The organism is Streptomyces sp. NPDC003042, assembly GCF_053591315.1.
Window position 1 is genome coordinate 16,012 of sequence record NZ_JBSFTP010000092.1, and the last position, 11,101, is coordinate 27,112.

General features: G+C 71.5%; 11 protein-coding genes. 5 read left to right on the plus strand and 6 right to left on the minus strand.

Annotation, left to right across the window (positions count from 1 at the left end; translation table 11 throughout):
- Positions 1–104 precede the first annotated feature (104 nt).
- The 3 genes from ACWDYJ_RS31425 (at position 105) to ACWDYJ_RS31435 (ending at position 2,705) form a co-directional block, all read left to right on the plus strand.
- On the plus strand, positions 105–230 hold the full coding sequence (locus ACWDYJ_RS31425) for a hypothetical protein (RefSeq protein WP_451568995.1): 126 nt from the start codon (positions 105–107) through the stop codon (positions 228–230).
- 194 nt (positions 231–424) lie between these two features.
- Complete coding sequence (locus tag ACWDYJ_RS31430; protein WP_451568996.1) at positions 425–1,156, plus strand: hypothetical protein; 732 nt, start codon at positions 425–427, stop codon at positions 1,154–1,156.
- A 262-nt stretch (positions 1,157–1,418) separates the two neighbouring features.
- Positions 1,419–2,705 carry an MFS transporter gene (locus tag ACWDYJ_RS31435; protein ID WP_451568997.1) on the plus strand — a complete coding sequence of 429 codons (1,287 nt, stop codon included), beginning with the start codon at positions 1,419–1,421 and terminating at the stop codon, positions 2,703–2,705.
- Between the two features lie 790 nt (positions 2,706–3,495).
- Here the strand turns inward: ACWDYJ_RS31435 and ACWDYJ_RS31440 are convergent.
- The 4 genes from ACWDYJ_RS31440 to ACWDYJ_RS31455 form a co-directional block, all read right to left on the minus strand.
- Complete coding sequence (locus ACWDYJ_RS31440; protein ID WP_451568998.1) at positions 3,496–4,341, minus strand: hypothetical protein; 846 nt, start codon at positions 4,339–4,341, stop codon at positions 3,496–3,498.
- A gap of 9 nt (positions 4,342–4,350) precedes the next feature.
- A complete protein-coding gene (locus tag ACWDYJ_RS31445; RefSeq protein WP_451568999.1) occupies positions 4,351–4,851 on the minus strand; it encodes a SigE family RNA polymerase sigma factor in 501 nt (166 codons plus the stop codon).
- Between the two features lie 181 nt (positions 4,852–5,032).
- A complete protein-coding gene (locus ACWDYJ_RS31450; RefSeq protein WP_451569000.1) occupies positions 5,033–5,686 on the minus strand; it encodes a LuxR C-terminal-related transcriptional regulator in 654 nt (217 codons plus the stop codon).
- Positions 5,674–6,837: a sensor histidine kinase gene (locus tag ACWDYJ_RS31455; protein WP_451569001.1), complete on the minus strand. Its 1,164-nt coding sequence runs from the start codon at positions 6,835–6,837 to the stop codon at positions 5,674–5,676. The genes ACWDYJ_RS31450 and ACWDYJ_RS31455 overlap by 13 nt, the downstream gene beginning before the upstream one ends.
- Positions 6,838–7,046: 209 nt before the next feature.
- Here ACWDYJ_RS31455 and ACWDYJ_RS31460 point away from each other — a divergent pair, with 209 nt between their 5' ends.
- The gene (locus ACWDYJ_RS31460) at positions 7,047–7,250 is read left to right on the plus strand and encodes a hypothetical protein (RefSeq protein WP_451569002.1); all 204 of its coding nucleotides are present in this window, start codon (positions 7,047–7,049) and stop codon (positions 7,248–7,250) included.
- Positions 7,251–7,275: 25 nt separating this feature from the next.
- Here the strand turns inward: ACWDYJ_RS31460 and ACWDYJ_RS31465 are convergent, their stop codons facing one another.
- Positions 7,276–9,471 carry an MMPL family transporter gene (locus ACWDYJ_RS31465; RefSeq protein ID WP_451569003.1) on the minus strand — a complete coding sequence of 732 codons (2,196 nt, stop codon included), beginning with the start codon at positions 9,469–9,471 and terminating at the stop codon, positions 7,276–7,278.
- A 121-nt stretch (positions 9,472–9,592) separates the two neighbouring features.
- Between ACWDYJ_RS31465 and ACWDYJ_RS31470 the strand changes: the two genes are divergently transcribed.
- Positions 9,593–10,234 carry a TetR family transcriptional regulator gene (locus ACWDYJ_RS31470; protein ID WP_451569004.1) on the plus strand — a complete coding sequence of 214 codons (642 nt, stop codon included), beginning with the start codon at positions 9,593–9,595 and terminating at the stop codon, positions 10,232–10,234.
- Between the two features lie 610 nt (positions 10,235–10,844).
- On the opposite strand, the gene ACWDYJ_RS31475 is transcribed toward ACWDYJ_RS31470, so the two are convergent.
- On the minus strand, positions 10,845–11,101 hold a 257-nt coding region (locus tag ACWDYJ_RS31475), incomplete at its 5' end, for a hypothetical protein (RefSeq protein WP_451569005.1).

Genomic DNA, 11,101 nt, shown 5'->3' on the forward strand with positions numbered 1-11,101 from the left:
TGCTACGTCCACCGACGACAGCGCACGCGATATTCGGCTGCGTCGGGATCATCCGCACCCGCTGCTCCGGACCGGGCCGCAGCCCCGGCGGCCCCCCGTGTCTCATGAGACACCGCGAGGTTGTCACGCGATACAGGCACACCTCGGCGCTGCGCGAAGTGGACCTGCGCGAAGTGGACCTGGGCGAAGTGGACCTGTACGAAGGGGACCTGCACGAAGAGCAGCTCTGATCACGGCACCGCTCGCCCACGCACGCAGAGCCCGAACGGGGGTGGCCGGCGCGCGAGTGGGCCGCTGGCGGAGATCAGGTCCCGACCGCCTGGGCTGCACCGCGGGGGAGCACAGCCGGGCTGTCGGTCGTTGGACCGTCGAAGGAAGCGATTCGTCGCACACACCGCACCACCCGAGCGATGAGGAGGAGCTGATGAGCGCGGCCGACGAGGGACGGCAGTGGCCGGACGAGGTCAGTGTCGACAATGCGAGGACGACGCTGCTGCAGCTCCTCGCGCGGGCGGGGGTCCCTTCCGGTGACGCGCGGCAACTGATCGGTCTCCTGGAGGCGGGTGTACTGGCTCTCGCGCACGAGGAGCTGAGCGGCGCCGGCCGGAGCGCTCCGGGGGACAAGGGCGAGGCGTACGAGTCGGGCTGGCTCGACGGCGCCGGGGACCTCCTGGAGGAGCTCGGGGCCGTCGTCGAGCGGAGCCTGCTACGGGTTGTGGGGGCGGACGGGCAGCCGGGCCCGGCCGAGGAGCGCCCTCGGGCCGGGCGTATGGAGGTGGAGCGGGCGCGGGTGGCCGTCACACCTCTGTACCTCTCCTTCACGGAGGCCTCGAAGCTGGATCCGGAGGTGACCGAGGAGGTGCTCGCCGCCGTCCTCGGCACGATGAGCCCCCGGCAGCGGGCCGGGTACACCGGGCGGCTGACGGAGTTCGCCACGGCCCACCGGGCCCGGCTGGAGCGGCTGTTCGCGGCGTACGGACCGGGCAGCGCCACCACGGTGCACGGCCGCTATTCGCTCCTCCACTCCGCCACGAGCATCGCCGTGCTGGAACGGCTCGCCGCCGCGCCGCAGGAGCTGCGGGAGGAGTGGGACGCCGCGGAGCTGCCGCCGGCGTGGCTGGACGGTCTGACGACAGCCTGGAACGCCCCGGTCTGACCACCGTCTTCGGAGCGATCACCGCCGCCCGGCCCCGCCGACAGCCGACCCGGCGGCGCAGCCCGCCGCATCGAGGACGGCGGGACCAGGCCGGCGGGTCGGGCGCGTGGCTGCCGAGGTCGTCCACCCGCCGGGTCCTGGGCACAATGGTTGGTTGTGGCCGGGCGCCCCTGCGGTTGTTTGACCCACCGGGGTAAGGCGCTCGCTTTGATGGTGCCGATCGCGGATCGGTTGTGCGGGGGAGCGGCGAGGGGTGTCAGGCATGAGGAGCGGGCACCGGCTGCGACACCTGCACGGACATCGGCCGGGGCGGCAGTTCGGGTGGCTCTGGGGAGCGTACGGAACGAGCGCGCTCGGGACGTGGCTCGCCTTCGGCGCGTTCTCGCTGATCGCCATCCAGGTGCTGCACGCCGGACCGGCCGAGGTCGCCGCGCTCGCCTCCGTGGGGGCCGCGGTGGGCGCGGCCGTCGCGGTGCCGCTCGGCCCGTGGGTGGAGTTCCGCCGCAAGCGGCCGGTGCTGATCACGATGGACCTGGTGCGGTTCGCGGCGCTGCTGACGATCCCCGCCGCGTTCGCGCTCGGCGTGCTCACCTTCCTTCAGCTCCTGCTGGTCTCGGTCGTCGTCGCGGCGGCCGACATCACCTTCCGCACCGCCTCAGGCGCGTACCTGAAGACGCTGCTGCCGGCCGAGGACCTGCTCGTCGCCAACGCCCGGTTCGAGTCCACGACCTGGACGACCACGATCATCGGACCGCCGCTGGGCGGCGCGGCGATCGGGCTCCTCGGTCCGGTGGCGACGCTGGTGGCCGACGCGGTCAGCTACCTGCTCTCGGCCCTGGGCATCCGCGCGATGGGCGGCCACGAGCCGCCGCCCGAGCGCCGGGAGGCCGCGCGCATGAGGGCCGGGGACCTGCTCGACGGTTGGCGGTACATCCTCGCCGACGCGACGCTGCGTCCGTTGTTCTTCAACACCGCATTGTTCAACGGCCTGGTCATGGCCACCCAGCCGCTCCTGGCCGTCCTGATGCTCGGCCCACTCGGGTTGGCACCGTGGCAATACGGCCTCGCCTTCGCCGCGCCCTCGATCGGCGGGCTGCTCGGATCGCGGCTGGCACGACCGCTCGTCACCCGGTTCGGGCAGCGCCGGGTCCTGGTCGTGGCCGGGACGCTGCGCGCGATCTGGCCCGTCGGCCTGGCCTTCCCGGGCCCGGGGACCGGCGGGCTGCTGCTCGTGATGGGCGTCGAGTTCGGGCTCATCTTCTGCTGCGGGGTCTTCAACCCCGTCTACGCCACCTACCGCCTCCAGCGCACCGCGACCGACCGGGTCGCCCGCACGCTGTCCGCCTGGGCGGTGACGACCAAGGCCTCGACCGCACTCCTGACGGCCGTCTGGGGCGTGCTGGGCAGCCTGCTCGGCCCGCGTACGGCCATCGGCCTGGCCGGCGTGCTCCTGCTGGCGACCCCGCTGCTGCTCCTGCGCCGCGCGGCAGCACATCTCTGCGAGCCGGAGCCGGAGCCGGAGCCGGAGCCGGCACCGGGCCGCGCCTGACGGGCTGCCACGGCCGTCATCGCCGGGCCCGGTGGCGGTCGCGGCGCGGCGGTTCGTGGCTCACGTGCCTTCTGGCGACCCCGGCGGCATCACCGGCACCCTCACCCGGCCGCAGCTGCCCGTCCTCGGACGGTAGGACTCCGAGCAGGCGACCGTGTCACTCGCTCGCCTGACCCAGTGCGCGCACGACCACTCCGGAGGGGTCGATCGTGGCGTACAGGCGGCGGCGCCGCGCACGTTCGAGCGATGTCAGACGAGGCCCGCGGCGATCGCGAGCCGCGCCGCACGCTGCGTGCTGTAGAGCGCGGCCTGCTCGGCGACCTCGGTGAGGACCTGGTTCTGACAGGCCGTCTCGACCGCGGCCCCGAGCCCACGAGGTTCACCTCCCGCTTGCGGGCGACGCCCTGTACGGCGGCGGCGATCGCCTCGGCCCCGCCCGGTTCGGCCCGCAGCCCGAGCTTGTCCAGTACCAGGTACGGATGTGCGATGCCCGGGTAGCCGGACCGTGCCGTGCACTGCGACCACTCCCGGAACACCCGGCTCATCCGAGAGTCGAAGAGATACTGGTACCGGTCCTCGGTGCCTGTCACCGGAGCCGGGTCCCGCCTTGCGTACGTCACGCCGTACCGGGCCGTGCACTGCGTCACCAGCCGGTTCTGGGCGACGTCCGACAGGCGCCGCTCCTCGGCCGAGTCCGTCATGCTGTCGAGCGGGAGCGTCAGGGAGGCGGTAGCCGGATTGACGGCAACAGGGCCGAGCGCCGGCTCGTCACGATGGCCGTAACCGACGCTCAGCCGCCGTTGATCGTCGTCTGGCGCTGTTCCATCGGCTGGCTGTCCGCCGTCTTGACCAGGTCCAGGAAGGCGGGGGCCTTGGCGAGGGTGAGCAGCTGGTCGTTGGTGACGGGCGCCGAGGTGTTCGAGGCTTCGTGCGCGCCGACGTACAGCAGGACGTCGCTGTTGCCGTAGTGGAAGGAGAGCCGGGACTCGGTGATGGTGTCGCCCATCGGCATGGTGGACGCATTGACCTCGAGGCCACCGGGCAGGGTGGCCTTCTTGCAGGTCTGGCCCTTGATCTCGAGGCAGGGCTTGGGGCCCTGCTCCGAGGGCCGTACCGAGAAGATGACGACGAACGTCTTGCCGTCCTTGGTGGCCCGGTACTGCCGCACGTTGAGGTCGGTCCGCTGCAGGGTGCCGACCGTCTCGGGCAGCAGACCCTGGAGCACGCCGACGGCCTGGTTCTGGAAGTTCTCCTGCCGGGCCCGCTCGGCGGGCGGCAGATCGGCCATCGAGGATTCGCCCGGGGTCGGTTCGATGTGGACCGGCGGCTGCGGCGCGGCCTCCGGCGGCGCTGCGGCCACCCCGACCACCCCGGCGGCCCCGCCCGTGCCCTGGTTGTCGCCGCCCGGCAGACCGACGGCCCCGGCCATGGCGAGCCCGGCGACGGCCAGGACCCCGCCGCCGATCGCCGCCCGGACGCGCGCCTTGCGGCGCAGGCCCTGGGCGCGGGCCGGGCCCGTCAGATCCACCAGCACCGGAAGATCCGCGGTCGCGCGGTCCATCGCGTCCCGGACCAGCAGCACGGCCCGGTCGTCGGTGAGGTTCGTGAGGTTCGTGAGGTCTTCGTTGGTTCCCATGACATCTCCTCAGTTCTCGGTGGCGTAGAGGTGGGCCTCGCCGAGCTGCGTGCGCAGCCTCGCCAAGGTGCGCGAGCACTGGCTCTTGACCGTTCCCTCGCTGCAGCGCAGCAGTGCGGCGACCGTCTCGACGCTGAGGTCCTCCCAGTAGCGCAGGACGACCATGGCCCTGGCCCGCGGCGGCAGTTGGGCCAGTGCGGCGAGCAGGGTGACGCGCAGTTCGGCGTGTTCGGGCAGGGGCGCCGGATCGGCGTGCCGGTGGGCCAGGAGGTCCCGCAGCCGCCGTCGCCGCTCGGCGAGGAAGGTGCGCGTCAGTACGGTCCTGGCGTACGCCTCGGGATGGTCGGCGGCGGACACCCGCCGCCAGTGCTGAAACAGCTTCGCGAGCGTCGTCTGCGTCAGATCGCGTGCGGCGTCGGCGTCCCCGCACAGCAGGTACGCCGTCCGGTACAGCTTGCGCTGACTGGCCCGGGCAAAGGCCTCGAAGTCGTGCTCGGTGCCTGGCGGCATCCGCCCTCCCCTTCACATCGTGTCTCTCACCCCTGTCCTGAGTGCTGCCGCACGGAAAAGGTTGAACACGAATTTTGAAGGGGCGGCGGACTCAGCGGCCAGGTGGGTCCGGGACCTCGGCCGGCAAGGTCGTACACCTGCCGCCGGGCGATACCGCATCACGGCAGCTCCGCTCGTGTTCCTAGTCTGTCGGGTCGAGGCGGTCGTGATCCAGCTGCCGTTCTCGCAGGCGGTCCCGGTAGTCGGTGGGCTTGGTGATCGGCCGCTCGGCCTTGTTGTAGGTCTCGCGCACGCTCGCCAGGTGGGTGGCCACCGTGCTGGGCGCGCAACCGAGGCGGCGCGCGATGGCCGCGTGGGTCATGCCGGTGCTGACCATCTCCAGGATCTCCAGCTTCCGGGGACTCAGGTGCGGTCGGTTGGGCCGCGTGTCGTGGGCCAGGTGGTAGGCGTGATCGGCGGTGGTGGGTACCTTGCCGGCGTGCACGTCGCGGATGACGGTGACCAGGGTTTCCAGGCGGTTGCTTTTGTGGAGATAGGCGGATGCGCCGGCTTCGGTCGTCTCTTGGACCCAGTCGTATTCTGGAAGGACCGTCACGACTATGACCTTGTGACCCGCGTTGATCAGCGCGGTTACGTTGTCCGCGGGCAAGGTGCCGTTGTTCAGGTGCAGATCGAGGGTGACGACCTTCGGACGGGGGGTTCCGCGCAGGAACTCCTCCACCGAGGCGGCTGTCGCGACCATGCGGATTTCGCTTTCTGCCTTCAGCCATGCGGCCTTGCTCTGCAGGTCCATCAGAGCGTCGTCGATGCCGGCGATCTCGATCACTGAGTCCATGACACCTCCACTATGGTTCCCTCTCCGGGCATGCTGTCGATGATGGCTTTGCCCCCTATGGCGGCGACCGGTTCGAGGATCGACCTGCGTGTACCGAAGCCCAGGACCACGGATTCGGCGTCGAATCCCACACCGTGGTCGACGATGGTCACCTTGACGCCGTTGGGCTCCAGGACGGCCGCTGTCACCCTCACCTCGTCCGTGTGCGCGTACTTGATCACGTTGTTCAGTGACTCGCGGGTGGCGTCGGTGAGCACGTCGACCACCTCGGCAGGCAGGTCCGGAAGCCGGCTGTCGAACTTGGTGATCACCTGCCGAAGCTCCTTCTGCGCAGGGTGGTCCCGGACCATCTCCGCCAGCGCCTGGATGACGGGTGCGACCACCCCGTCAGGGCGGGCGACCAACGCGGTGGTCCGCTGCTTCTCGGCCTCGATCCGGCAGACGCGCCGGACGTCATCGAGGTCAGTGCCGCGTATCCCCTGGGCTATGCCTTCCAGTGTCTGGAGCACCGTGTTGTGCAGGTGACGGATGTGGCGCTCCCGCTCCGACGCCTTTACGGCCTTGCCCCGCTCCACCACGGCCTCGTCGGTGGCGCGATCAGCCGCTCCCGCGGCGTCGAAAAGGAGCTTGCCGGTGATCCCCGCCACGCCGGCGAACAGGGTCATCATCACGCTGTTGGACAGCAACTCCGCGGAGTTCTCCGTGCCGAGCGCGGGCCACGCGCCCAGCACCCACGCGCCCACCACCACGACCACCGCGCACGCCCTGTAGCGACCGCCGTAGATCGCCGCCGTCACCGTGACGCCGCACAGGGGAGGAATCACCCAGTTCGTGATCGACGCGGCGTCCGCAGGCGGGTACGAACGGCTCACCACGATGGCGTAGGCCACAGCGAGAGCCACGTCGGCGCTCACCCAACGCGGCGACAAGGTGCCACGCCTGACTGCGACGGTGAACATCGCCGCGGAGAAGAGCGCGGCGAGAACGTAGCCCACAAGCACCTGCGGAGCGAACCGGTCGGGGCCGCCACCAGTGAGGGGGACCCAGATCCACAGGGCGAACTGGACGCCCCTGAGCCACGCCAATGCGCGAATGATCATGCGCTGAGTCCATTTCAGAGCGGTTCCCGCAGACGCGGTCTGTAAGGTCATGCCTCACTGTGACACCCGCCCGGCGACGGCGGCATAGTCTCGTCAGCTACCCCCCGCCGACCCATCATCTACGCGCCATGGATGCATAGATGATGGAGCATCAGGCGACTTGGGCACTCAGAGCCACCTCCGTAGCGTCGATCGCGCCGGCGGTCACCAGACCCGGCCGCCGGGCCCAGAAGCGCACGACCTACCCCCGGGAGTCCGTGATGCCTTCCCCTCTCACGCGAGCCCTGCTGATATCCATCGCCCTCTTGATCGGCCTTGTGGCCGGGCTCGCCGCAAGCATCCTGGCGCGGCTCGCAGGCACCTCGTACGCGGACGCCGTGGCCCGCGGCGGTGCCGCCTTCATCGTCGCGACACCGGTCGTCGTCCTGCTGATGGATGCGACCGGGATCCTCACGCCGCAGTAGCTCGTCACCCCCTGCCGGTCCTCGTTCAGGCGGGCAACCGCTCCGCGCCCGCGGTCAACGGTGCCTCGTCCGCCACCGGCGGGGTCCCGGCCGGTCCCATGCGGCGGTGCAGCCGGCGCAGGGGAGCCGGGGCCCACCAGTTCAGGGGGCCGGCCAGCCGCATCAGCGCCGGTAGGAGCACACCCCTGATCAGCGTCGCGTCCACCAGCACGGCCACGGCCATTCCGACGCCCAGCTGCTTGAGGAAGACCACCTCGCCGGTCGCGTACACGGCGAAGGAGACCGCCAGGATGACCGCCGCCGCGCTCACCAGTGGTGCGCTGCGGGCGATTCCGAGGGGTACCGAGCCCAGAGCGTCGCCGGTGCGGTCGTATTCCTCCTTGATCCGGGACAGCAGGAAGACCTCGTAGTCCATGGAGAGTCCGTAGGCGATGCAGAACATCAGGAGGGGAACGCTCGGTTCGATCGCCCCGGTGGGGGTGAAGCCGAGCAGGCCGGAGAGGTGGCCTTCCTGGAAGACCAGCACCAGTACCCCGAACATCACCGACAGGCTCAGCACGTTGAGCAGGGTCGCCTTGAGCGGCGCGATGACACTGCCGGTCAGCAGGAACAGCACGGCGAAGGTCACCACCAGGATCAGCGCGCCGACCAGTGGCAGCCGCTCCGTCACCCCGTCGCGGTAGTCGGTGAGTTCCGCCGGATATCCGCCGACCTCCACCGCGAACGGTGCGGGCACCGCCCGGATCTCGCGGACCAGGCCGGTGGCGTCGGACTCCAGCCGCTCCGAGGTGGGCAGGACCGCGAGCCGCTGCCCCGCGCCGGAGGCGAACCCCTCGGCCGGCCCGGGACCCGCCGGCTGCCCGCCCCGGTAGGAGCCGGCCGCCGAATCCACCCGGGCCACGCCCGCAATCCGGGAGAGCGCGGCGGCGTACGGGCCCACCGCGTCGCCGGAGGCCGGGGCGGCGGCGATCACCTGCACGGCGTCCGCCTCCTCGACGGCGAATCCGGCGCGGATCTGGTCGTACATCTGCCGGGCCGGCGCCGAGCTGGGCAGCACGCGGTCGTCCGGCAGCCCGAACCGTATGCCCAGGAAGGGCGCGCCGAGCAGCAGCAGCACGGCCAGCGCGGCGCCGCCGAAGGCCACCGGCCGGCGCATCACCCGGGTCGCGGCGGCGAACCAGAAGCCCCCGGTCTCGGCGGGCACCGGCCCGCGCCGTTCCACCCGGTGTCCGAGCAGTGCCAGTGCGGCGGGCAGCAGCACGGTCGCACCGGCCACGGCGGCCACCACCACGGCGACCCCCGCGTAGGCGAAGGAACTCAGGAAGGGGAAGGGGAAGACCAGCAGCACCGAGAGCGAGGCGGCGACCGTTGCGCCGCTGAACAGCACGGTCCGGCCCGCGCCGCGCACGGTACGGGCGACCGCCCGCGGCACACCGTCCCCGCGCCGCAGCTCCTCGCGGTAGCGGAAGACGACGAACAGGCCGTAGTCGACGCCCAGTCCGATGCCCATCACCAGCGCGATGTTGGAGGCGAAGGTGGACACGGGGGTGAACGCGACCACCCCGCGCAGCAGAGCGAGCGAGCCGAGCACGGCGAACAGCCCGATGCCGACCGTCACCAGCGCCGCCGAGATCCGCCGGTAGACCCACCAGAGCAGCAGCGACGCGAGGGGGATGATGACGATCTCCGCCCGCAGGAAGTCCTGCCGCGCCCGCTCCATCGTCTGCCGGAAGACCTCGTCGCCCCCGCCGACCTCGACCGTGACGGCCTCGGTGGTGCGGTGGAAGCGTGGTGCCAGTTCCGGCAGCACCTCGCGGCGCACCCGGTTGGCGTCGCCGGGCACCCAGGCCAGCACCAGCGCCTGGCGGCCGTCCCGGCTGCGCAGGGTGTCCCGGCTGCCGTTGCTCCAGTACGACCAGGCCCGGCCGACTCCCGCGTGGGCGGCCAGCTCCCGGGTGAGCGCACGGCCGGCCTCGGCGGCCGCGGCGTCGTCCACCGTCCCCTGCCGGGCCGTGACCAGCAGGGCCACGTTCGGGCTGCCGGTGCCGTAGTCCCGGGCGAGGGCATCGCGTGCCCGCATGGACTCCGATCCCGGGGCCTCGAAGCGGTTGAGCGACAGGGCGTTGAGCGTTCCGGCGCCGATGGCGCCGGCCAGCAGAGCGACGGCGAAGCCGATCGCGACGATCCACCTGGCTCTGCGCACGATGAACCTGCCGAGCATGGTTCCCCCTCCGGTATCATTTACGAATAATCATTCGTGTTACGTGCCGCGTGGCAAGAATACGAATGATCATTCGTGTTTTCAAGTGCTGCCGGGCGGCAGGAATCTGACGGAGGATCGGATGGCGGATCGGATCGCGGCCACGGCCGACGGAGCACAGGCGACGCCCAAGCGGCGACAAGCGCGCGGTGAACGCCGGATGGCGGAGATCCTCGACGCCTCGGCGGTGGTCTTCGCCCGCGCGGGCTACGAGAAGGCCACGACGATCGCCATCGCGGCGGAGGCGGGCATCTCACCGGGCTCGCTCTACCAGTTCTTCGCCAACAAAGCGGCCATCGCCCAGGCCCTCGCCGACCGGTTCGTCACCCAGCTCCAGGCCGCGCACCAGGAGGCCTTCGACGAGGCCCACTTCACCGCCACGCCCCTCGACGCGCTCCTCGACCGGATGGTCGGCCCGATCGTCGCCTTCAACGTCGCCAACCCCGGCTTCAAGGCGCTCTTCGCCCGTTCCGACATGCCCGCCGGCCTCGCCGACGCCGCCCGGCCCATCCAGTCGGCGATGCTGAACCGCGTCGAGGCGATGATCGCCGCCCGGGCCCCCGAGCTGCCCGCCGAGGACCGCCTGCGCACGGCGCGGGTGGCCGTCCAGATCTTCCAGGCCATGGTGCCCCTGGTGGTCGCGGCCGACGGCGACGAACGGGTGGCGCTCGTCGGCGAACTCAAGCGCGCGCTCCACGGCTACCTGGCGGCCACCCTCGCCTGACGGCGCGGAGCCGGCGCGGGGCCCGCGGCAGCCTCGGCCGTGTGATCGATGAAGCAGCCCGGTGGACCCGGTTCGCCGCGCTCCTCCCACCGTCCCCGGATCCCGGTCAGCGGGACGACGCGGGCCGACATCGCCGTGGAGTGCGAGGGCACGGGCCTGTGGACGACGCTCGCACCGGCATCCGGCAGTGCCCCGTCAACGGCGAGGGTGCCGCCGCGCTCAGGCTGATCGAGCACGTCGATACGACTCCACTGGCCGGCGCCTCCCTCGCTGCGGACGCCGCACTGGCCGGCCTCCTGGTCGTCCCAAACGGCCAAGGACCCCGGCGTGGAGCCGAGGTCCTTGGCGGAGAGGTCAGGTCGGGGCAGTTCCTGGAAGCCGTGAGGCCCGGCGGGTGACGAGGGCCGCCATCAGGTACAGCGCCGCAAGGAGCAGGCAGGTCCGCGGGGTCAGGAGCGCCTTGTCGAGGCCCGGCACAGCGGCTGCCGTGGATCCGGCGGAATACCGCGAAGGCGGGCGGCCTTTCGTCGGGCGGCCTTTCGTCCGCGACCGTCCGGCCGGGGCGCAACAGCCGTCCGGTCAGGCCCGGCGGCCGCCGCGGGCGGCGTCCTCACGCGCCTTCTCGGCCGGCCGTCGCTTGGCGTCGTCCCAGCCGATCGGCAGCGATGCGGGAGTTGACCTCCCGGAAGGTGACTCCTACCGCCTCGCCACCACGCGCGCCCGCGCCGAACAGCACGCAGCCGGCTGACCGGCGCCTGCACTGATCGCAACATGAGGTTCCCCCGACATGCGGAAGGTTGCCGTTCATGGCCTGATGGGCCGTGAGAAGGGAGCCTTGCGTAATGGCTGCACCGATGAAGTACCCGC

Coding starts and splice junctions, on each gene's coding strand:
- ACWDYJ_RS31425 (WP_451568995.1), top strand. CDS start 105: ATGAGACACCGCGAGGTTGTCACGCGATACAGGCACACCTCGGCGCTG.
- ACWDYJ_RS31430 (WP_451568996.1), top strand. CDS start 425: ATGAGCGCGGCCGACGAGGGACGGCAGTGGCCGGACGAGGTCAGTGTC.
- ACWDYJ_RS31435 (WP_451568997.1), top strand. CDS start 1,419: ATGAGGAGCGGGCACCGGCTGCGACACCTGCACGGACATCGGCCGGGG.
- ACWDYJ_RS31440 (WP_451568998.1), bottom strand. CDS start 4,341: ATGGGAACCAACGAAGACCTCACGAACCTCACGAACCTCACCGACGAC.
- ACWDYJ_RS31445 (WP_451568999.1), bottom strand. CDS start 4,851: ATGCCGCCAGGCACCGAGCACGACTTCGAGGCCTTTGCCCGGGCCAGT.
- ACWDYJ_RS31450 (WP_451569000.1), bottom strand. CDS start 5,686: ATGGACTCAGTGATCGAGATCGCCGGCATCGACGACGCTCTGATGGAC.
- ACWDYJ_RS31455 (WP_451569001.1), bottom strand. CDS start 6,837: ATGACCTTACAGACCGCGTCTGCGGGAACCGCTCTGAAATGGACTCAG.
- ACWDYJ_RS31460 (WP_451569002.1), top strand. CDS start 7,047: ATGCCTTCCCCTCTCACGCGAGCCCTGCTGATATCCATCGCCCTCTTG.
- ACWDYJ_RS31465 (WP_451569003.1), bottom strand. CDS start 9,471: ATGCTCGGCAGGTTCATCGTGCGCAGAGCCAGGTGGATCGTCGCGATC.
- ACWDYJ_RS31470 (WP_451569004.1), top strand. CDS start 9,593: ATGGCGGATCGGATCGCGGCCACGGCCGACGGAGCACAGGCGACGCCC.